General features: G+C 74.2%; 22 protein-coding genes and 1 tRNA gene. 11 read left to right on the forward strand and 12 right to left on the reverse strand.

Annotation, left to right across the window (positions count from 1 at the left end; genetic code table 11):
- The first annotated feature begins 231 nt into the window (after window positions 1–231).
- From AB6N24_RS18045 to AB6N24_RS18055, 3 genes are all read left to right on the forward strand, one after another.
- Complete coding sequence (locus tag AB6N24_RS18045; protein ID WP_412870769.1) at window positions 232–738, forward strand: hypothetical protein; 507 nt, start codon at window positions 232–234, stop codon at window positions 736–738.
- Window positions 739–796: 58 nt separating this feature from the next.
- Window positions 797–869, forward strand: a tRNA-Asn gene (locus AB6N24_RS18050).
- Between the two features lie 145 nt (window positions 870–1,014).
- Window positions 1,015–2,034: an asparaginase domain-containing protein gene (locus AB6N24_RS18055; RefSeq protein ID WP_412870770.1), complete on the forward strand. Its 1,020-nt coding sequence runs from the start codon at window positions 1,015–1,017 to the stop codon at window positions 2,032–2,034.
- A gap of 55 nt (window positions 2,035–2,089) precedes the next feature.
- Here the strand turns inward: AB6N24_RS18055 and AB6N24_RS18060 are convergent, their stop codons facing one another.
- From AB6N24_RS18060 to AB6N24_RS18085, 6 genes are all read right to left on the reverse strand, one after another.
- Complete coding sequence (locus AB6N24_RS18060; protein WP_412870771.1) at window positions 2,090–2,548, reverse strand: aromatic ring-opening dioxygenase LigA; 459 nt, start codon at window positions 2,546–2,548, stop codon at window positions 2,090–2,092.
- Between the two features lie 73 nt (window positions 2,549–2,621).
- The gene (locus tag AB6N24_RS18065; RefSeq protein WP_412870772.1) at window positions 2,622–3,965 is read right to left on the reverse strand and encodes a dipeptidase; all 1,344 of its coding nucleotides are present in this window, start codon (window positions 3,963–3,965) and stop codon (window positions 2,622–2,624) included.
- Between the two features lie 2 nt (window positions 3,966–3,967).
- On the reverse strand, window positions 3,968–4,417 hold the full coding sequence (locus AB6N24_RS18070; protein WP_412870773.1) for a hypothetical protein: 450 nt from the start codon (window positions 4,415–4,417) through the stop codon (window positions 3,968–3,970).
- The gene (gene gadC, locus AB6N24_RS18075; protein ID WP_412870774.1) at window positions 4,414–5,883 is read right to left on the reverse strand and encodes a glutamate/gamma-aminobutyrate antiporter GadC; all 1,470 of its coding nucleotides are present in this window, start codon (window positions 5,881–5,883) and stop codon (window positions 4,414–4,416) included. The genes AB6N24_RS18070 and gadC overlap by 4 nt, the downstream gene beginning before the upstream one ends.
- 99 nt (window positions 5,884–5,982) lie before the next feature.
- Window positions 5,983–7,110: an aminopeptidase P family protein gene (locus AB6N24_RS18080; RefSeq protein ID WP_412870775.1), complete on the reverse strand. Its 1,128-nt coding sequence runs from the start codon at window positions 7,108–7,110 to the stop codon at window positions 5,983–5,985.
- On the reverse strand, window positions 7,107–8,630 hold the full coding sequence (locus tag AB6N24_RS18085) for an MFS transporter (protein ID WP_412870776.1): 1,524 nt from the start codon (window positions 8,628–8,630) through the stop codon (window positions 7,107–7,109). The genes AB6N24_RS18080 and AB6N24_RS18085 overlap by 4 nt, the downstream gene beginning before the upstream one ends.
- 109 nt (window positions 8,631–8,739) lie before the next feature.
- Here AB6N24_RS18085 and AB6N24_RS18090 point away from each other — a divergent pair, with 109 nt between their 5' ends.
- Window positions 8,740–10,059: a threonine/serine exporter family protein gene (locus tag AB6N24_RS18090; RefSeq protein WP_412870777.1), complete on the forward strand. Its 1,320-nt coding sequence runs from the start codon at window positions 8,740–8,742 to the stop codon at window positions 10,057–10,059.
- Window positions 10,060–10,083: 24 nt separating this feature from the next.
- Here the strand turns inward: AB6N24_RS18090 and AB6N24_RS18095 are convergent, their stop codons facing one another.
- From AB6N24_RS18095 to AB6N24_RS18115, 5 genes are all read right to left on the reverse strand, one after another.
- Window positions 10,084–10,890, reverse strand: coding sequence for an MBL fold metallo-hydrolase (locus tag AB6N24_RS18095; RefSeq protein ID WP_412870778.1), 807 nt, complete (start codon window positions 10,888–10,890; stop codon window positions 10,084–10,086).
- Between the two features lie 5 nt (window positions 10,891–10,895).
- Window positions 10,896–13,037, reverse strand: a complete 2,142-nt coding sequence (locus tag AB6N24_RS18100; protein ID WP_412870779.1) for an alkaline phosphatase family protein — start codon at window positions 13,035–13,037, stop codon at window positions 10,896–10,898.
- 241 nt (window positions 13,038–13,278) lie between these two features.
- Window positions 13,279–13,707: an SHOCT domain-containing protein gene (locus AB6N24_RS18105; RefSeq protein ID WP_412870780.1), complete on the reverse strand. Its 429-nt coding sequence runs from the start codon at window positions 13,705–13,707 to the stop codon at window positions 13,279–13,281.
- 119 nt (window positions 13,708–13,826) lie between these two features.
- The gene (locus tag AB6N24_RS18110; protein WP_412870781.1) at window positions 13,827–14,138 is read right to left on the reverse strand and encodes an SHOCT domain-containing protein; all 312 of its coding nucleotides are present in this window, start codon (window positions 14,136–14,138) and stop codon (window positions 13,827–13,829) included.
- Window positions 14,139–14,192: 54 nt separating this feature from the next.
- On the reverse strand, window positions 14,193–14,648 hold the full coding sequence (locus AB6N24_RS18115; protein ID WP_412870782.1) for a DUF6325 family protein: 456 nt from the start codon (window positions 14,646–14,648) through the stop codon (window positions 14,193–14,195).
- A gap of 157 nt (window positions 14,649–14,805) precedes the next feature.
- Between AB6N24_RS18115 and AB6N24_RS18120 the strand changes: the two genes are divergently transcribed.
- Complete coding sequence (locus AB6N24_RS18120) at window positions 14,806–15,237, forward strand: DUF7144 family membrane protein (protein ID WP_412870783.1); 432 nt, start codon at window positions 14,806–14,808, stop codon at window positions 15,235–15,237.
- Window positions 15,238–15,321: 84 nt separating this feature from the next.
- On the opposite strand, the gene AB6N24_RS18125 is transcribed toward AB6N24_RS18120, so the two are convergent.
- On the reverse strand, window positions 15,322–17,178 hold the full coding sequence (locus AB6N24_RS18125; protein ID WP_412870784.1) for a glycoside hydrolase family 15 protein: 1,857 nt from the start codon (window positions 17,176–17,178) through the stop codon (window positions 15,322–15,324).
- Between the two features lie 164 nt (window positions 17,179–17,342).
- Between AB6N24_RS18125 and AB6N24_RS18130 the strand changes: the two genes are divergently transcribed.
- The 6 genes from AB6N24_RS18130 to AB6N24_RS18155 all read left to right on the forward strand — a co-directional run.
- Window positions 17,343–17,501, forward strand: a complete 159-nt coding sequence (locus AB6N24_RS18130) for a hypothetical protein (RefSeq protein WP_412870785.1) — start codon at window positions 17,343–17,345, stop codon at window positions 17,499–17,501.
- Window positions 17,498–18,007, forward strand: a complete 510-nt coding sequence (locus AB6N24_RS18135; protein ID WP_412870786.1) for a DUF1269 domain-containing protein — start codon at window positions 17,498–17,500, stop codon at window positions 18,005–18,007. Before AB6N24_RS18130 ends, AB6N24_RS18135 begins: the two co-directional genes overlap by 4 nt.
- A 162-nt stretch (window positions 18,008–18,169) precedes the next feature.
- Window positions 18,170–18,433, forward strand: a complete 264-nt coding sequence (locus AB6N24_RS18140; protein ID WP_412870787.1) for a DUF8691 family protein — start codon at window positions 18,170–18,172, stop codon at window positions 18,431–18,433.
- A complete protein-coding gene (locus tag AB6N24_RS18145) occupies window positions 18,430–18,684 on the forward strand; it encodes a hypothetical protein (RefSeq protein ID WP_412870788.1) in 255 nt (84 codons plus the stop codon). Before AB6N24_RS18140 ends, AB6N24_RS18145 begins: the two co-directional genes overlap by 4 nt.
- Window positions 18,681–19,259 (forward strand): potassium channel family protein, encoded by a 579-nt coding sequence (locus tag AB6N24_RS18150; RefSeq protein WP_412870789.1) that lies wholly within the window; start codon window positions 18,681–18,683, stop codon window positions 19,257–19,259. The genes AB6N24_RS18145 and AB6N24_RS18150 overlap by 4 nt, the downstream gene beginning before the upstream one ends.
- A gap of 263 nt (window positions 19,260–19,522) precedes the next feature.
- A partial coding sequence (locus tag AB6N24_RS18155) for a winged helix-turn-helix domain-containing protein (protein WP_489672064.1) occupies window positions 19,523–20,716 on the forward strand: 1,194 nt, incomplete at its 3' end.

The following is a 20,716-nucleotide window of genomic DNA, read 5'->3' on the forward strand; positions in this document are numbered from 1 at the left end:
GCTCGGAGATGTGTTTAAGAGACTGGCCGTGCTCTCGGCGCCCGGGATCTCGTGGGACGCGGTCGCCGGGCTCGCCGGCGCGGCGGTCGTGGCGCCGCGCGCCTGAGGTCACGAGGGCGCTCGGGACGCCGCGCCCCGGCCGTCCCTCCCGTCCTGGTGCCGCCCCGGCCGCGTCCACGAGCGGGTGACGCACGTCGGCAAGGCCGACCCGGGCGCGACTACGGTGGAGGCGTGCCCCTGTTCTCGCGTCGACCGTCCCTGCCCGCACCGATCCAGGCCCGGCTCGCGCTGGCGCACGGCGACCGCGTGCTCGTCGCGACGGAGCTCGCCGGCGGCGGGTGGGCGGCGGCGACGCGGCGCGCGCTGTACGTCGTGGACCCGACCGTCGAGCGCCGCCCGTGGGCGGACGTCGACCGGGCGACGCTCGACGCCGACACCTCGACGCTCACGGTCCACTGGGTCACCGGCACGACCCAGGAGCTCGCGCTGACGGGTGCCGGCGCGCCGACGTTCGCCCAGGTCCTCCGCGAGCGCGTGCAGTCCTCGGTCGTGCACAGCGAGAAGGTCCCCGTGAGGGGCGGGGGGACCATCCGCGTCGCCCTGCGCAGGGACGAGGACGGCGAGCTCGTGTCCCAGGTCATCGGCGACGGGACGACCGACCTGTCCGACCCCGCGGTCGCGGCCCTGGTCGACGCCGCGGAGCGTCGCGTCCGGGCCGCCGCGGGACTCGCCGGGTGAGGTCCCGCGGGGTGCGCCGGAGCAGCCCTCAGGGGCTGCTAGAGTTTTCCCCGCGCGATCCCTCGTAGCTCAATTGGCAGAGCATCCGACTGTTAATCGGACGGTTACTGGTTCGAGTCCAGTCGAGGGAGCAACCACGAGAGGCCCCTGACCAGCGGAGACGCTGGGCGGGGGCCTTCGCTCTGCCCGACGCCCGTACGCGCGGTGCACGCCCCTCCCGCGCCCGGCCGGGCTAGCGTCGTCGGTGACCACGACGCAGGCGGAGGGAGCCGAGACATGCGCGGCGACGTGCTCGTGCTGCACACGGGCGGGACGATCGGGATGGTCGAGACCCCGGACGGTCACGCCGCGGTCCCCGGCGCGCTCGCGCCGTACGTCGACTGGATCGTCGAGAGCTCGCGGGGCGAGCTCCCGCCGATCACCTTCCGGGAGCTCGACCGGCCGATCGACTCGGCCAACGCGACGCCGGACGACTGGCTCACGGTCGCGCGGATCCTGCACGACGCGCGCGACGCGCACACGGGCTTCGTGGTCCTGCACGGGACCGACACGATGGCGTACACCGCGTCGGCGCTGTCGTTCCTCCTGCCGTCCTTCGGCCGCCCCGTCGTCGTGACCGGCTCGCAGATCCCCATCGCCCGCACGCGCAGCGACGGACGGCAGAACCTCATCGGGGCGCTCCAGGTCGCGGCCGGGGCCGCCGTGCCCGAGGTCACCCTCCTCTTCGGGGAGGTCCTGCTCCGCGGCAACCGGGCCACGAAGGTCGACGCCTCGGGGCTCGACGCGTTCGACTCCCCGAGGTTCCCGCCGCTCGCGACGCTCGGCATCGACGTCGCGGTGAACCACGCCCTGGTCCGTGTCCCGGACGCGGAGCCACGGCTCGTCTCCGGACCGCTGGGCCAGGTCGCCGCCGTGCGGGTGTTCCCGGGGTTCTCGGCGTCCATCCTGGTGAACCTGTGCAGGCCACCGCTCCAGGGGCTCGTCCTCGAGGCCTACGGCGCCGGCAACGGCCCCTCGGAGGACCGGGACTTCCTCGCGGCGGTCGAGGCGGCGACCGCCGCGGGCATCGTCGTGGTCGTCGTGACCCAGTGCGTGCGGGGGACGGTGCAGCCCGGGGCCTACGCGACGGGTTCTGCGCTGCTGCGCACCGGCGCCGTGCCCGGCTTCGACATGACGTCCGAGGCCGCGCTGACGAAGCTCGCGGTCCTCCTCGGCCAGGGCCTGGACGCCGGGGCGGTCGCCGCGGAGATGCAGCGCGACGTGGCCGGTGAGCTGACGGTGCGGGCTCCGGCCTGAGGGGATGCGAGCGGCCGGCGGCACCGCCCTCGACGATCCCGGCGAGCAGCTGGCGTCAGGCGTCCGCCGCGACCTCACGTCCCGTGGTCGTGACCGCGTCGGCCGGCGCGAGGGCGCGCAGCGCCCAGCCGAGGAGGAGGAAGAGCAGACCGAGCCCGGCGGCCAGGGCCGCGACGCCGAACGCGATGACCGAGGTGAAGAGCGAGCTGCGCAGGAACGACGCGTTCATCACGGTCGCGCGGACCGGGTCGTCCTGGTCGAGCTCGGCGTACGTGAGGCCGCCCGACGCCTCGAGCGCGTGCTTGTTGATGACGTCCGCCTGGACGTAGGCGTCGACGGGGCCGTCCACCGTCTGCCCGGCGAACATCGCGGCGTCCTCGGAGATCGTGATGTTCTCGGCGACGAGCTGGTCGCGGACCACGAACCACGTGGTCGCGCCCGCGACGACGAGGACGATCCCCGCGATCATCACGAGGAGACCGACGAGGCGGACCGGCTTGGCGGTGCTGGACATCGGACTGACCTCCGGGGACGACGGGACAGCGGGGACGACCTCGTTCAGGTTCCGGACGGCGAGCGCCGCCCGGTCACGCGCGGCCGCCGTACCTCAGCAGGAACAGCGCCTCGGCGGTCGCCAGGTGCTCGATCTCCGCGGGGTCGACGCTCTCGTTCGGCGCGTGGATCAGGGCGGCGGGCTCCTCGACGCCGATCAGCAGGATCTCGGCGTCCGGGTACGTCTCGCCGAAGACGTTGCACAGCGGGATGGAGCCGCCCTGCCCGAGCAGCACCATGTCGCGCCCGAAGGCGTCCTGCATGGCACCGCGCATGGCCTCGTACGCCGGCCCGTCGGTCCGGGCCAGGAACGGCAGCCCCAGCGCCTCCGTCTCGACCCGCACCGCGACGCCCCACGGCGCGGCGTCGGTCAGGTGCTCGGTCAGCGCCTCCAGGGCCTGCTCGGGCCGGGTGCCGGGCGGGATGCGCAGGTTGAGGCGCGCGCTCGCCCTCGGCACGATCGACGCGCTCGAGCCGATCACCGGCGGGCAGTCGATGCCCAGGACGGTCAGCGCGGGGCGGGTCCAGAGCATGTCGGAGACGGTGCCCGAGCCGAGGAGCTGCTCGGTGTCGGCGAGCTGGGCGTCCGAGCGGAACGCGTCCGGGTCGTACGGCGCGCCGTGCCACGTCTGCGTGCTGTCGAGGCCGCGCACGGTGGTGTTCCCGGCCGCGTCACGCAGCGAGGCGAGCATCGCGACGAGGGCAGCCAGGGCGTCCGGCGTGGGGCCCCCGAACATGCCCGAGTGCAGCTCGGTCGGCAGCGCGTCGACGTGGACGACGACGTTGACCATGCCCCGGAGGCTGACCGTGACCGCGGGCACGCCCACGGCGGCGTTGCCGGTGTCGCACACGAGGATCGCGTCGGCGCGCAGCAGGTCCGGGTGCGTGGTGACGAAGTCCTCGAGCCCGCCGGTCCCCTGCTCCTCGGACCCCTCGACGACCAGCCTGAGGTTCAGCGGGACGTCGTCCCCGAGCGCCCGGAGCGCTGCGAGGTGCATGACGATGTTGCCCTTGCAGTCGGCCGCACCACGGCCGAACCAGCGGCCGTCGAGCTCGGTGAGCTCGAACGGCGGGGTCCGCCACGCGGACTCGTCGAGGGGCGGCTGCACGTCGTAGTGCGCGTACAGGAGCACGGTCGGCGCGCTCGGGTCCGGCCCCGGGCGTGACCCGACGACGGCCTGGCTGCCGTCGGCGGTCGGGTGCAGCCCGATGTCGGCGAACCCGAGCTCGCGGAACGCGTCGACGACCCACTGCGCGGCCCGGGCGCACTCCTCGGCGGGGAACTGCCGGGGGTCGGCGACCGACGGGATCGCGACGAGCTCCGCGAGGTCCGTCCGCACGCGCGGCATCTGCGCCGCGACCCGCTCCTCGAGGTCCACGGTCAGCTCGTCGCCACGTCGGCGGTCGTCAGGCCGTCCAGGTACGCCTTGACGTCCTCGAGGTGCTCGGGGCAGTACACGCTGACGACCGCGAGCTGGCCCTGCAGCAGGCGGGAGTCGGTGATGATCGGCCGCTGGCCCGGCCCGGACGACCCCGTGGTGAGCATCCCCGAGAGGGTGGCCTGGCGCAGGGCGCTGCCCGGCTCCTGGCACACCGAACCGCCGTCGGACCCGAGCAGCGAGACCACACGGTCCTTCGAGGGCAGGCGCTGGGCGCCCGCGTCCTCGAGGACCGCGAGGAACTCGTCGGCCTTCTGGTCCGCGGCCGTGTCCTGCTTGACCCCGCGCCAGGTCAGCAGCCCGACCAGCACCATCACCGCCAGGAGGCCGGCCGAGACCCAGTACAGCAGCCTGTTCTTCCGTCGCGAGCTCACGCTGTGCGCGTTGTTCATGATGCCGGCACCTCCTCGGCGGCGACCTCGGGCTGCTTCCAGGACGGCTTGCGCATCTTGTAGAAGAGGAACGGCACGACGAGTCCGAGGCCGAGCGCGCCGCCACCGACGATCAGCAGGTACGTGAAGGGGTTGCCGCCGCCGAACTGCGAGGGCGGCACGAAGCCGACCAGCAGGGCGGCCAGCGAGGCCGCGAAGCCGACCCCGCAGAGCCCGACCAGCATGGGGGCCTTGTACCCGCGGGGGTGGTCGGGCTCACTGCGTCGCAGCCGGACGGCGGCCACGAACATGAGCAGGTACATGATCAGGTACACCTGCGTCGTGATCACCGAGAAGATCCAGTAGGCGCTCGAGACGTCGGGGATGAGTGCATAGCCGAGCGCGATGACCGTGGTGACGATGCCCTGGACCACGAGGATGTTCTGCTGCACGCCGTGCTTGTTCAGCTTCTGCAGGTACGGCGGCAGGTAGCCCTCCTGCCGGGAGATCAGCAGCAGCCCCTTGGACGGTCCCGCCAGCCAGGTGAGCATGCCGCCGAGCGAGGCGGCCACGAGCATGACGCCGAACACGGGGGTCAGCCCCTGCACCCCGAACTGGGCGAACACCGCGTCGAACGCCTGCATCACCCCGGCGGTGAGCGACAGCTCCTCCGCGGGGACGATCCAGCTGATCACGAGGGCCGGGAGGATGAAGATGAGCAGCACCATGCCCATCGCGAGGAACATCGCCTTGGGGAACTCCTTGGCCGGGTTCTTGAGCGACCCGACGTGCACGGCGTTCATCTCCATGCCGGAGTACGACAGGAAGTTGTTGACGATCAGCACGAGGCTCGCCAGCCCGGCCCAGACGGGCAGGATGTGGTCCGCGTCCATCGGTGCCGCGGGCGTGTTGCCCTGACCCAGGAACACCACGCCGAGAGTCACGAGCACGACGCCCGGGATCAGCGTCCCGATGATGAGCCCGCCGCTCGCGAGACCGGCCACCCCGGACGTCCCGCGCGAGGAGACCCAGACGCCGGACCAGTAGACGACCACGATCACGCACGCGGTCCACACCCCGCTCGAGGCGAGGGCCGGGTTGATGACGTACGCGAGCGTGCTGGCCACGAACCCCAGCAGGCTCGGGTAGTAGAAGATCGTCATCGCGAACTGGCACCAGACCGCGAGGAAGCCCATCGGCTTCGAGATCCCGCGGGACACCCAGTTGTAGATGCCGCCCTTGTAGCCCGACGCCAGCTCCGCCGAGACGAGGGACGTCGGCAGCAGGAACACGACCGCCGGCACGAGGTAGAGGAACACGCAGGCCAGGCCGTACACGGCCATCGTCGGCGCGGCCCGCAGGCTCGCGACCGAGCTGGTCGTCATCATCGCCAGGGCGATCCACGAGATCCACTGGGTCGCGGGAGCCGTGGTCCGTGTCCTGGTCGCAGCCGCGGGTGGTTCCGTGGGGATCTCCATCGCGCTCATCGACGCCTCCTCGGAGTGGCTGGTCTCACGCTCAGGGTCGCGATGCGGACCGCCGTCCACCTCACCCGCGCCGGGTGAGAGTCACCCGGGCCAGGTGGGTCAGCCGACGACCCGGAGGTCCCGTGGGGAGTCGTTGAGCCGGCGGCCACCGTCCTGCGTGACGGTCACGATGTCCTCGATGCGCACGCCGAAGCGCCCCGCCAGGTACACCCCGGGCTCGACGGAGAAGCACATCCCCGGCACGAGGGGCAGCTCCTCGCCCTCGATCATGTAGGGCGGCTCGTGGGTCGTGACGCCGATGCCGTGCCCGGTGCGGTGGAGGAACTGCTCGCCGTAGCCGGCGTCGGTGATGACCCGGCGGGCCGCGCGGTCGACCTCCTGGCAGGCGACCCCCGGACGCACCGCCTCGACGCCCGCCTGCTGCGCGAGCCGCACCACCTCGTGGACCTCGCTGACCTCGGCGCTCGGCTCCCCCACGGACACCGTGCGGCTCGTGTCCGAGCCGTAGCCCGCCAGGAGGCCACCGAAGTCGAGCACCACGCAGTCGCCCACCTCGATCGTCCGGTCGCCGGCCTCGTGGTGCGGGTTCGCACCGTTGGGCCCCGAGCCGACCACGGTGAAGTCGACCTGCTCGTGCCCGAACCCCCGCAGCAGGTCCGCGAGGTCGCCCGCGACGTCGGTCTCGCGCCGCCCGGCGAACCGGACGGTGACGATCTCCTCGTACGTGGCGTCCGCCGCTGCGCCGGCGGCGGCCAGCCGGGCCAGCTCGTTGTCGTCCTTCACGGCGCGCAGCATCGGCAGCCGCCGGGTCAGCGAGTCGTACGCGGTGCCCGGCAGCGCCGTCTGCAGGCTCAGCAGGTGCAGCGCCCACGCGTTGTCGGACACGCCGTAGCGGCCGTCCGGGCGCAGCAGGGCGCTCGCCGCGGCGTACGGGTCCGCCCCGTCCGGCCAGTCGACCAGAGTGGCGGCCGCCGATCCCACGGCACCCTCCGCGTCGGGGCGCTCGAGCGTCGGGACCAGGAGGGTCGGTTCCCGGTCCTCCTGGAGGAACAGCATCGTCAGGCGCTCGGTGAGCGCGGTCGGCCGGTAGCCCGTGAGCCACACCAGGTCGGGGCCCGGGGTGACCAGCACGCCGTCGAGGCCGGCGGCCCGCGCGTCGGTGACGACCCGCGCCATCCGGGCGGCGTAGTCCTCGAGCGTGAACGGCACGGCCGTCGGGACGGTCATCCGGGGCCTCCGGCGCCGCGGCCGGCCGTCGGCGTCGCCGCTCCGGTGGCCGAGGTCGGCAGCGTGAACAGGTGCGCGGCGGCCGCGGCGGCGGCGTCGTGCAGCGTGCCGCGCGGCGAGCGGTGGCGCCGGATCGCCACGACCACGAGCAGGACGCCGACGGCGCTGACGACGGCCATCACCCAGGACGCCGCGGCCAGCCCGGACGCGAGGGCGTCGCCGGCGGACGCACCCGCGGCGACGCGGTCCGACTCGACCGAGGAGTAGATCGTCGCGGCGAGGGCCGTCGCGACCGCCGCGCCGACGTACCGGGCCATGTTGGAGATGCCGGACGCCTCGCCGACCTGCTCCTCGGGCACGGCCGCGGTCGCCGCGGACGAGGACGGCCCGTTCGACAGGCCCATCCCGACGGCGATCGCGACGAGCGGCACGAGGAACGCGGCGTACATCCACGAGGCGTCGGTCAGGCCCACCATGACGAAGCCGGCCGTGGTGATCGCGAAGCCGGCGCCGATGACCTGCCGCCCCCCGAAGCGCTTCGCGAGCCTCGGCACGAGCGGGGCGACGATGACGAGCCCCACCGTGGCCGGCAGGGTCGCGAGGCCGGCCTCGAGCGGACTGAAGCCCAGGGCCACCGGGTCCTGGAAGTAGAGGCTGAGCAGGTACATCAGGGCGTTGATCGTGCCCGCGCCGATGAGGATCGCGACCGTCGAGCCGACCAGGACGCGGTTGCGCAGGATGTCGAGGTGGACGAGCGGGACGGCCACCCGCTTCTCGACGACGACGAACAGCACGCCGGCGACGATGCTGACCGCGAAGCAGCCGAGCGTCGCGGCGGAGATCCAGCCCCAGTCGCCGCTCTTGCTGACGCCCAGGATGAGCGGCGCCAGGATCAGCGCGACCAGGACGGTGCCCAGGTAGTCGATCGAGCGCGGGCGCTCGGGGTCCCTCGACTCGGCGACGGTCGCCCGGGTGATCCCCATGCACGCCAGGGCCACGACCGCGTCGATCCAGAACAGCCCCTGCCACCCGGTCGCCTCGACGAGCACGCCCCCGAGCAGCGGGCCGGCGGCGGCGCCGACCGCGGCCGCGGCGCCCCAGAGCGAGACCGAGCGGAGCTGCTCCTGACCGTCGGTCGCCACCGAGAGGAGGCTCAGCCCGCAGGCGAGGATCGTCGCCCCCGCGGCACCCTGGATCAGGCGCCCGACGATGACCCCCGTGCCGTCGGTCGACAGCGCGATGAGCACGCACGACAGCACGAAGAGCGCGAGGCCGAGCTGGAAGATCCGCCGCCGGCCGAACACGTCGCCCAGGGAGCCCGACGTGATGATCACGGCGGCCCCGACCAGCGAGTACCCCGTCACGGCCCACTGCAGGGTCTCGACCGGGGTCCCGGTGTCCTCGCTGATGGCCGGGAGCAGGATGCTCACCGCCGACGTGTTGGCGTTGACCACGAGGGTGGACAGGCAGGTCGCGGCCAGGACGCCCGTCGCCCGCGACGTGCTCGGTGCGTTCGTCATCCGCGGCCTCCCCGTGTGCGGTCGGTCCGACGCTAGGCGCGGCACCACCCTCGTCCCTCACCCGGTGCGGGTGAGCGCAGGCCCGCGCCGTGCCGGTCATCCTGGGCTCGTGGTGGACCGGGGACGGCGTCGACTGGCCCGGGCGGGCGCGGCCGTCGCCCGGCGCCTGTCCCCTCCCCCCGGCGAGCGCCCCCAGGTCGCGGAGCAGCCGCCCGAGGAGGTCCTCGGCCTCCTGCGGCGCCTCGGCGCGGCGATGCAGCAGGCCGGCGACGCCGCCGACCGGGTGACGATGATCCTCGACGACGTCGCGGGCACCTACGCCGCGTCCGGCGTCAGCTTCTTCGTGCTGCCGACCGGCGTCTTCGTGCGGATCAAGGCGGGCGACTCGACCCGGGTCGACTTCGCCCCCATCCCCCGGGCGGCGCTGCGCCTGGACCAGGTGGACGCGCTCTACCGGCTCGTCGACGACATCCGGCACGCGAAGCTCACGGCGTCCGAGGCGAGCGCGCGGCTCGGCCGGGTGCTCTCGGCGGAGGCGCTGTTCCCGGCGTGGCTGCGCGTCGCCGGCACCAGCGTCATGACGCTCGGCCTCGGGCTCCTGCTCAACCCGACCGCGTCGGCGCTGCCCGCCTACGTCGTGCTCGGGGCGCTGCTGGGCGTGCTGAACCTCTGGGCGGAGCGGTCCCCGGGGATCGCGGTGGTCCTGCCGATGCTGGCGGCCTCGGTGGTCTCGTGGCTCGCGTTCACCTTCGCGGAGCCCGTGCTGGGCGCGGCACCCCTCGACATCGTGATCCCGTCGCTCGTCACGCTGCTGCCCGGTGCCGCGCTGACGGTGGCGACGATCGAGCTGGCGTCCGGGTCGATCATGTCCGGCTCGTCCCGGCTCGTGTACGGGCTCGAGCGCCTGCTGCTGCTCACGTTCGGGATCGCGCTCGGCGTGGAGGTCGCCGGGCTCCCGGGGTCCCCCGCCGGGTCGGTGCCGCTCGGCGCGTGGGCCCCCTGGGCCGGGGTCCTGGTCTTCGGGTTGGGCGTCTTCCTGGCGTTCTCGGTGCCGCCCCGCGCGCTGCCGTGGCTGCTGGCCGTCCTGACGGTCGCGTACACCGTGCAGGCGGGGGCCGGGCTCGTGCTCGGTTCGCTCGGCGCCAGCTTCGCGGCCGGCGTGGTGGTGCTGCCCGTCGCGTACGCGATCCAGCAGCGGCCGAGCGGCCCTCCCGTCCCGCTCACGTTCCTGCCGGCGTTCTGGCTGCTCGTCCCCGGCGCGCTCGGCCTCCAGGGCGTCGCCGAGATCATCGGCGCCGACGCCGCCACGGGGCTCGGCGACTTCCTCAACGCGCTCCTCACCGTCGTGGCGATCGCGGCCGGCGTCCTCGTCGGCAGCGGCCTGTCCGAGCGCGTCGGCCGCGCGACGGGCGGGTGGCGCGGGCTCTGAGGACGGAGTGCACGCCCCCCGTCCTCAGGCGATCTCGACCGGCTCCCCGGGTCGCAGCACCAGCCCCTCGACCCGGCTGCCCGGCCCCCCGTCCGGACCGCTCCGGTCCGCGGACCGGTCACCGAGCGCGCGCAGGAACCAGGCGCCCGGGAGGGTCAGGCGCGTCCCCATGACCCGCGACATGCCGTGCACGTGGAGCGTGCCCCAGTGCACCGGGATCGCGACGCGTGCGCCCACCGCACGCGCGGCCGCGACCGCCTCGACCGGGTCGAGGTGCCCGGGCCCGAGCCGCGGGCCCCAGCCCCACACCGGCACGACGGCGACGTCCACGACACCGCGCACGCCGAGCGACGGGATCGCCGACATCCCCGCGAACAGGCCGGTGTCACCGGCCAGCCAGACGGAGGTGCGCTCGCTCTCGACGAGGTGCCCGACGGCGGCGGCCGTCGGGCCCCACGGCTCGCGCCGGCCACCGTGCTCCGCCGGGACGGACGTGACGACGAGCCCGGCCACCGTGCACGTGCGGCCGACGGGGAGCTCCTCGACGTGCGGGACGCCCCGCCGGGTCAGCCACGCACCGGCGCCGGTCGGGGCGAGCACCACCCGGGCACGGAGGCGGCGCAGGGTCGGCAGGTCGCAGTGGTCGTGGTGCAGGTGCGAGAGCAGGACCGCCTCGGGTGCGGGCTCCGCACCGACGCGCCGGCCGGCGTCCCGCGCACGCGGCACCGTCCGCAGGACGCCGGCGTGGCGGCGCAGGAGCGGGTCGACGAGGACCCGGGCGCCGTCGACCTCGAGCGAGACCGTCGAGTGGCCCAGCCAGGTCAGGCGCACCGCTCTCAGCCCGCCGGCGTCGGGGCGTGCTCACCGTCGTCCCGGCCGGCGCCGGGGACGACCGGACGGGCGTGCGGCGACCCGCGCAGCCCGGCCGCCTCGAGCCAGCGCACGAGCTGTCGGTGGACGGCGTCGGCACCGTGCAGCCAGCCCTGGTCGTCCGGGCCCAGCAGGTCCTCGGCGAGCGCCCACTCGGCGGGGTGGAGCAGGACCGCGTGGTTCTGGTCGCCGCCGAGCCCGCCGTGCGAGCCCACCAGCTCCTCGAACGCGTGGACCTCGCCGGTCGTGGCGTCGAGCGTCGAGTGCACGAGGACGTCGGGCGCCTCCTCCATCGAGGCGACCCGCAGCAGGTCGCGCCGGGCGTCGGGCCCGTACGGCACGAGCGGGTCGGCGCCCGTGACGGTCCCGTCGCGCAGGGCGTGCGCCCCGGTCGTGGACAGGGCGAGCGGGCCCTGCGAGCTGCGCACGACGACGAACCCCACCCCGGGCTCGGCGAGCAGCCCGGGGAGCAGGCGCGGATGGCGCGCCCGCAGGTCCTCGACGTCGCGGCTCGTCGCGCCGGGGAACCACACCAGGCCCAGGCACCCGGAGGCCGCCACGACGAGGTCGGGGACCGCCGGCGTGCCTGCCCGGTACCCGGTGCCCGCGGCGGCACCGCCGTGCGACGCGGACCTGCGTGCGTGCCGCTCCGCGAGGGGCGCGGTGACGGTCGACGCCGAGAGCACGTCGGCGAGCAGCGCGTTGAGCTGGCCCCAGCTCTCCGCGTCGCTGGTCGACGCGACCTCGTCGTGCGGCGCGCCCGCCGTCAGCGTCCGGACGACGTCCTCGAGCGACCTGCCCGTCAGCTGGCGGAACGTCGCCCCCTGCGACTGGCCGTGGTCCGAGAGCACGACGAACCGGTAGTCCCGGCCGGCGGCGGGCAGGATCTCCTCGAGCGTCCCCAGCACGCGGTCGATGCCCGCGAGCGCGTCGAGCGACTCCCGCCGCGCCGGGCCCGCGTGGTGGGCGATCTCGTCGTAGTCGACGAAGTTCACGTAGACGACCGGTGCACCGCGGACCATCTGCTCGGCGACGAGCGCGACGGTCAGGTGGCGCATCAGCGCGTTCGTCAGCCCGCGCAGCAGCACGTAGTCCCAGCCGCGGTGCGTGCGGGGCTCGATCCCGCGGGCGCGCTGCTGGCGGGCCTGGAACAGCTCCTTGACCATCTCGCCGCCCGTGGAGAGCGTCGCGCGGGCGAGGACGAAGGGGCTCGCGAAGAAGCGCAGGTACGCCCCGCCGGGCCCGAGGCCGCGGCGCCGGCCCGCGCGGCTCATCACGAGGAGGTTGGTCGGCGCGTCACCCGAGAAGAGGTTGCCGATGCTGACCCCGCCGTGGGCGAGCAGGCCCGCACCGTCCGAGAGGCGCGCCTCGATGAGGGCGGCGTCGGCCGGCCGGTTGGCGACGACGAGCCGGCCGAGCTCGGGGTCGTACCACCGGAACGCGGGGATCCCGTCGTTGGTCCCGTGCAGCAGCCCGGCCTGGCTCGCGGGTGTCGTCGAGGGCACCCGCGCCCACCAGCGGCGCGCCGTGTACCGGCCCGACCGGACCCACCGCGCCACGGTCGGGAGGTTGCCCGAGACGATCCCGTCCTCGAGCAGCGGGTGCGGCAGGCCGTCGATCTGGACCACGACGACGCCGGGCTGCCGGGCCTCCTCCGCCGAGGCCGGGGACCGGTCACGCCGGCGCGCCCGCGCGACGAGGTCGGCGACGACGTACTCGTGGTCGCCGGTGGCCAGGCACCACCGCACGACCGCCCCCACGAGACCGACCGCGACCAGCGTCACCACGGCGACGCGCAGCGAGATCGCCGAGTCGCCGGTCACGACGCGCAGGGCCAGCAGCACGGCGCCGAGCTGCACCACGAGGCCGAGGACGAGGGCCGCGCTCGCGCCGCCGAGGCGTGCGAGGGGCCGCAGGACCGGGCGGGCCGCGACGTCGACGACCGCCACGAGCACCGCGGCGAGCAGGGCCTCCAGGAGGCTCAGCCGCAGCTCCTCGGAGAGCGCCGCCACGACGAGCAGAGCGACCGCGGTCGAGACGAGCGAACCCAGCGCTGAGGCGACGTCCGCCCCCCGGACCCCGCGGCGACCTGCGGCGCGCTCTCGCACCTGCGCCACCTCCTCGTCGGGCGGGCCTCGGACGTGCGCGGCCCCAGGGCCGCCGGGCCACCGTCCCGCAGGCCGGAGGGCATGGGCGTCGTACGGAACGGATGAGTCCGGCGGGCTGCGGGCGGCCGGGTGCTGCCGGGGGACGCGCGCGGTCGCGGCCGCCCGGGTGGGGCGACCGCGACCGACGGTGCGGGACGGGCCCGGACGTCCCCAGGACCCGGTGCCGGCCGTGCCGGGTGCGTCAGGACGACAGGACCGGGGTGGCCCTGGTGCCCCCGAGCGCCGCTGCCTTCATCGACTCGAACTCCGCCGCCGTGATTGCGCCCGAGTCCAGGAGCGACTTGGCCTGCGCCACCTGCTCGACGGGGGTCGCGGACCTCGCGCCGGGCGAGCTCGCCGCGACGTCACGGATGTACGCCTCCTGGCTCGCTCGTGCCGCCTTCGCCTGCTGCATCGAGCGCTCGGCCATGCCCCTGCCCTTGGCGATCACGTAGATCAGCAGGGTGAGGAACGGGATGAAGATCAGCGCCAGGGTCCACAGGGCCTTGACGAAGCCGCCGGTGCTGTCGTCCCGGAAGATGTCCACGATCACGTGGAACAGCACCATGAGGTAGGCGATGAACAGGTACGAGATGAAGATGAACCACAGGACGTCCCAGAACGACTCCATGATGCTTCCTTCCACGTGCTCGACGGGTGACCCTCAGGCCTCGGTGCCGGTCCGCTCGAGGGAGCCGGCGGTTCTGCGCGGTCGTCCGGGTGCGCGGGAGCGCAGGTCCCCCGGACCCGTCACTGCCCGAGGATGCGGTTCTTCTGCACCTCGAACTCCGCGTCGCTGAGGACGCCCTGCTCCTTGAGCTGGCCGAGGTCCTTGAGCTGCGCGAGCTTGGTGTCCATGTCCACCGGCGGCGGGGTTGTCGGCGCCTGCTGGACGTAGACCGGCTGGGCGTACACGGGCTCCGCGGGCGGGGGTGCCTGCTGGGGAGCCGCCTGCTCCTGATCGGCCCAGCGACCGGCCTGGCGCCGGGACACCCGGTTGGACACGGCGGTGGCGGTCCCGGCGACCACCGCGGTTCGGGCAACTCCTCGAAGCAGTCCCATCGCGGACTCCCCCTTCTGGCTAGGTGAGGTGGTGAGGACTTCCGGACGGTCGGCTCACGCGGCCGGGCCGCCGGCCTCCGCGTCGGCGAGAAGGGCCTGGACGGGGATGCGACCGTGGGCGACGAGCTGAGCGCCGCCGTGCCGCAGCGCCGCGGCGAACGGCGCCGCCCACCGGTTCTCGTACACGAGGATGCCGCCCGAGCTGCCCGGCTCGAGCACCGCGCCGGCCTCCTCGATCTCGTCCGGGCCGACCAGGCCGGAGGAGACCCCCTCGAACACGGCGAGGTCGAGCTCGCCGTCGGCATCGAGGTCCGCGACCACGATGCCGGACACGGACCCGTCGAGCTCCTTCTTCACGAAGACGAGGTCGAGGATCCGGATGATCCCCCGGTCGACGAGGTCCACCAGCAGCGGCAGTCCCTCACCGGTCATCCGGCTCCCGGGGAACTCGACCACCATGTAGTCGATGGGCCCCACGTCCTGCAGGTCCTGAAGGTCCTCGATCGTCACGTCGACCACCTCGTCGCACTCGTCCGGTTCTGGCACCTCCACCCTCGGGCGCCGGGCGGCACGCGGCCTCATCCGAATCGGATGAACCACGCACGGCCCGCCGAGCCGACGATCCGAGAGGGAGCACAGCCGAGCGGCGACGGAGAGGAAACCGGTGATGAGCGAGCAGACGAGACCGCGCTACACACGCGTCGAGGATGAGCCGAGCGGCTTCGCCGTCGGGGGCACGGCGTTCGCCGCCGTGCTGATGATCATGTCCGGGAGCTTCAACGCGATCCAGGGCTTCGTGGCCCTCTTCCAGGACGAGTTCTACGTCGCGACCCGCGAGTACGTCTTCCAGCTGGACACCACCACGTGGGGGTGGATCCACCTGCTGCTCGGGCTGCTCGTGCTGTTCGCGGGGTTCGCGGTGCTGTCGGCGAAGGTCTGGGCCCGGGCGGTCGGGGTGGTCCTCGCCGTCGCGAGCGCCCTGGCCAACTTCGCGTTCATCCCGTACTACCCGTTCTGGACGCTGACGATCATCGCCCTCGACGTCTTCGTCATCTGGGCGCTCACCGCGCACGGGCGCGACGTCGCCGCGAGGGACTGACGCGCCGGTCGGACCCACGACGGACCGGTCACCGGGCTCCCCGGTGGCCGGTCCGTCGTCCGTGCGCGAGACGCAGCACCGGGCTCAGTGCAGGTCCCGGGCGTGCCGGCGGTGCACGCCGTCGAGCGTGGCGTCGAGCGTGATCGCCGCGTCGATCAGGGCCAGGTGCGTGAACGCCTGCGGGAAGTTGCCGAGCTGCTCCCCCGTGAGCCCGATCTCCTCGGAGTACAGGCCGACGTGGTTGGCGTACGTGAGCATCTTCTCGAAGACCATGCGGGCCTCGTCGGGCATGCCCGCACGCGCGAGGGCGTCGACGTAGTTGAACGTGCACAGCGAGAACGTGCCCTCGTCGCCGGCCAGTCCGTCGGGCGAGGCCGCCGGGTCGTAGCGGTATACGAGGCTGTCGGTGACGAGCTCGCCGTCCATCGCCCGCAGCGTCGAGAGCCACGCCGGGTCGCGCGGGTCGATGAACCCGACCGTCGCCATCCGGAGCAGCGAGGAGTCGAGGACCTCCGTGCGGTAGTGCTGGACGAAGGCGCCGCGGCGCGCGCTCCAGCCGCGGTCCCAGACCTGCTCGTAGATCGCGTCACGCCCCGCCGTCCACCGGCTGAGGTCCGCGGGGCGTCCGTGGTCCGTGGCGAGCCGGATCCCGCGGTCCAGCGCCGCCCAGCTCATGACGCGGCCGTACGTGAAGTCCTGGCGACCGCCGCGGGTCTCCCAGATCCCCTCGTCCGGCTGGTCCCAGTGGTCGCTGAGCCAGTCGAGGAGGTTGCGCAGCGCGACCCAGCCGCGGTGCCCCATCGGCAGGCCGTGCCGGTCGGCGAAGTAGACGCTGCACAGCGCCTCCCCGTAGATGTCCATCTGCAGCTGGTCCATCGCGGCGTTGCCGATCCGCACCGGGCTCGACCCGCGGTAGCCCTCCCAGTGGGTGAGCGACTCCTCGGCCAGGTCCGACGACCCGTCGACGCGGTACATGATGTTGAGCGGTCCGCCCGTGCCGCCGATGTTCTCCTCGATGCGGTCCCGCAGCCAGGCACCGAACTCGGCGGCCTCCTCGACGAACCCCAGGCCGAGCAGCGAGTAGATCGAGAACGACGCGTCGCGCACCCACGTGTACCGGTAGTCCCAGTTCCGCTCACCGCCCACCTGCTCGGGCAGCCCCGCGGTCGGCGCGGCGATGAGGGCCCCCGACGGCGCGTACGTCATGAGCTTGAGCGCGATGGCCGAGCGCTGGAGCTCCTCGCGCCACCGGCCGGTGTACGTCGACCCGGCGAGCCAGCGCCGCCAGAAGTCCTCCGTGCTGTCGAGCAGCGTCCTCAGCTCCGGTGCGCGCATCTCCCGCGGGGGGCCGTCGGCCGACGACTCGAGCACGAGCCCCATCCGCTCCCCCGCGCTCAGCTCGTACACCCCGCGGACGTCGCCGTCCTCGTCGAGCTCGAGCCGCTCGCGCGTGTGGTCGTCGTCCGTCCAGGCGGTGTGCAGGGTGAGGGTCAGGTCGGCGCTCTCGAAGACGGCACCGTGCTCGGTGAGGTGCGCCTTGTGCGGCTGGCGCCCGTAGTCGAACCGGGGCGCGACGTGCGCCTCGAAGCGGACCCGCCCCCGCACGCAGCGCATGATCCGCACGAGGCTGTGCCGGGCGGTCACCGTCCGGCCGGTGGGCGGCATGAAGTCGATGACCTCGCCGACGCCGGCCTCGGTCAGGAAGCGCGTGATGAGCACCGCGGTGTCCGGGAGGTAGAGCTGCTTGACCACGTGGTCCGCGCCGGGTGGGCGGATCCGGAAGTGCCCGCCGCGCTCGGCGTCGAGCAGCGCCCCGAACACGCTCGGCGAGTCGAACCTCGGGCAGCAGAACCAGTCGACCGAGCCGTCCGTGGACACCAGGGCCGCCGTCTGCAGGTCCCCGACGAGCCCGTGGTCCGCGATCAGGGGATACGTGGACATGAGCGGCTCCTTACTCGTGGCAGCACGCGGACGCGCCGCGCGGTCCTCCACCCTGGGTCGACGGTCCGGCCCGCCACGTCGTCCGATAGGGATGAGGTGCCCCGCGTGGCACGCGGCGCAGAGTCGAGCGTCCGGGAAGGGACCACCACACACGGGGAGCACAGATGTCCAAGAAGTCGAGACTCGTGGCCGAGCCGGCCGGGACCCCGGTCGAGCGCGCGCCGTCACGTCGCAGCCGGGCGAAGACCCTGGGCGTCGTGACGGGCGTCGCGGGCGCGATCGGGGCGGCCGCCGTCGTCAAGCGGCGCCGGAGCGCGTCGTGAGCGCCACCACGGTCCAGGTGTTCATGGCGGCGTTCTCCGACGAGACCGAGGCGGACACCGCCCTGGCCGACGTGCGGGCCATGGACGACGCGGGCTCCATCAAGCTCATCGACGCGGCCGTCCTCGTGCGCGACACCGAGGGGAAGGTGACCTTCCACGAGGTCGGGGACGCGGGGACCGGGACGTGGGCGAAGCGCGGCGCGATCGCCGGCGGGCTCGCGGGCCTGCTGTTCCCGCCGAGCCTGCTCGCGGGTGCGCTCGTGGGGGCCGCGGGCGGCGGCGTCTGGGGGAAGATCCGGGACAAGGGGTTCAGCGACAAGGACCTCAAGGAGATGGGCGAGAGCCTGCTGCCGGGGACGTCGGCGATCCTGGCGATCGCGGAGGACAAGGTCGTCGACCACCTCGTGCAGGGGCTCGAGGGCTACAACGCGATCGCCCGCCACGGGCTCAACGCCGACGCCGCGGCGCTCATCGTCGCCGAGGTCGAGGACAACGCCCCTCGCTGACCCGGGGCACGGGGACCGACGGCGCCGCCCACCGTGCGTGGGCGGCGCCGTCCGTGCGCGCGGGCAGGACCCGGCGCACCCCCGTCACGGCCGACCCTCGTCCCGTCTCCTCACCCCGCCGGGATGACGCCACAGGGCACGCCGGTGGCGCACCGTCGGGGGATGGTCGGCGCGACGTACGAGATGTGGGTGGCCGGCACGGTCTCGCCCGAGGACCTGCGCGACCTGGGCGCGGTCACGGTCGCGACGGAGCGTGCCGGCGTCGTGCTGTACGGCGACCTCGCGGACGAGGCTGCGCTGTTCGGTCTCCTCGCACGGGTGCGCGCGCTGGGCCTCGAGCTGCTCGAGCTGCGCCGGCTGCCCGCCTTCAGCCCGCTCGGCGACCCGGCGGACGCCGACGGGGACGGGCCGAGGCTGGTGCCGTGAGCGGTCCCCCGCTCCCGGCGCGGCCGACGCGCTACGAGCTGCGGGTGCTGGGTGACCCCGGTCCCGCCGTCGCCGCGTGGCTCGGCTGCACGGTCCGGGCGCCCGTGCCCCTCACGACCGTGTTCTCGGTGCGGCTGGCGCCGGGGCTGGGTCCGGACGACCTCGCGTCGATGGTCGCCGCGCGCGGGCTCGTCCTCCTGCGTGCGCGCTGCGTCCCTGCACCTCCGGCGACCGGACCGGCCCCCCGATGACGTCGCCCCCGCTCACCGCCGCCCAGCGCACGCTGGCGCGCCAGGTCGTCGCCTTCCTGCGGCGCACGAGCGTGACGCTCGTGCTGCTCACGGCCTGCTACTACCTGCTCCCTGCGGACGGGCCGTTCCACGACGCCGCGACGGGCGCCCGCTGGGCCGGCTCCGGCCTCGCGCTCGTCGGGTTCGTGCTCCTGGTGCGCCGCAGCCTGCGCGCAGCCCGGGCGGACCGCTCGGTCCTGGTGCGTGCCGAGGCGGTGCTGACGGTGCTCTACGTGCTGGTCCTGGTCTTCGCGGTCACGTACAACGCGATCGCCCTGCGCGCGCCCGGGCAGTTCGACGGGCTCGAGAACCCGACGGACGCGCTCTACTTCACGGTGACGGTCATCGCCACCGTCGGCTTCGGCGACATCACCGCGGTGGGGACCGGGGCGCGCGTGGCCGTGACCGTGCAGATGCTCGTCAACCTCGTCTACATCGGGACGGCCCTGCGGGTGCTGACGAGCCTCGGCACCGCCCACGGCCCGGACGGCACCGCCCAGGGGCCCGGAAGCGAGCCCGCCCCGAGGGGCACCTGACCTCGGCCCTCCCGTCGACCTCGAAGCGCTGCGGCCGGCGTCGTCCTCGATCCAGCAGTCGTCGCGACGAGCGTCGAGGGCGCCCCACCCTCACCCGCAACAGGTGAGCACTCCCCCTCGCGAGCGCGTTAGACCCGGAGACGAACGAGACAGCGGCGTGCGCGTGGTCACCGACCAGCGCGCTCGCCGTGCCAGGAGCGCGACGCGCTGAGGGCCGCCCGGCACATCGACGGTCGGCTGCCGACCACGTCCGAGGGGCCGCCATGTCGACCGAGCACGGATCGCCCGACACCCCGCGCACGGCAGCGGCGCGCGTCGACGGCCGGACCGCACGGACCGCCGTGCCGCCGCCGCCCCCGCACCTCGTGCCCCGCGAGCGCCTGCTCGAGCTCGTCAGCCGGGGCGTGCGGGGACCGCTGACGCTCGTGAGCGCCTCGGCGGGCACCGGCAAGACCACGCTCGTGTCGTCGTGGGTCAGGCGGGGCGAGGCGCCCGGACCCGTCGCGTGGCTCACGCTGGACGAGGCGGGCCGCCGGCCGCGCGACTTCTGGGCGGCGGTGGTGGAGCGCCTCGTCGACGTCGGCGTCGACCCCGGGCCGGGCGTCGCGCCCACCCCCACGGGTGACCTGCGCCGCGCGGTGCTCGACCCGCTGGCACGCAGCCTCGCGCGTCGCCGGGAACCGGTCGTGCTCGTCCTGGACGACGGCGACGCGCTGGGCGATCGCGAGCTGGGCGAGGCGGTGAGCGAGCTCCTGCGGGGCGCGCATGGCCGGCTGCGGCTGGTGCTGCTGACCCGCACGGACCCGTTCCTCCCGCTGCACCGCTACCGCGTCGACGGCGACGTCAGCGAGATCCGCGCAGCCGACCTCGCGTTCGACGCGGACGAGCAGGCCGCGCTCGTGCGCGGCTACGGGCTCTCGCTGTCGGAGCCGGGCGCGGCGACGCTGCACGAGCGCACCGGCGGCTGGCCCGTCGCGATCAGGTTCGCCGCGATGGTGCTCGCGGGACGCCCCGACGCGGAACGGGCGGTCCGGGAGCTCCGGGGCGACGGCGGCGAGCTCGCCGCGTACTTCGTGCGCGAGGTGCTGCAGACGCAGCCCGCCGACCTGCGCGAGGTGCTGCTGCGCACGAGCGTCGTCGACGACCTGCCCCCGGGCCTCGTCGAGGCGCTCACCGGCCTGCCGGCCCGTGGCCGCGTGCTGGAGTTCATGGCGCACGGCAACGCGTTCGTGCAGCCGCTCCCCGGGTCGCCCGGCAGCTTCCGGTACCAGTCGCTGTTCCGGGAGTTCCTGCGCGCCCAGCTCGCCTACGAGCGCCCCGCCCTGGTGCCCGAGCTGCACCGGCGGGCCGCCGACTGGTACGCGCAGCACGACCGGCCGCTCGAGGCCCGTCGTCATGCCGCCGCGGCGGCGGCGGGCGCCGCGGAGCCCTCGCACGTCACGCCGCCCGCCGTGCCC

The organism is Cellulomonas jepli (genome assembly GCF_047229345.1).
GTDB lineage: Bacteria > Actinomycetota > Actinomycetes > Actinomycetales > Cellulomonadaceae > Cellulomonas_A.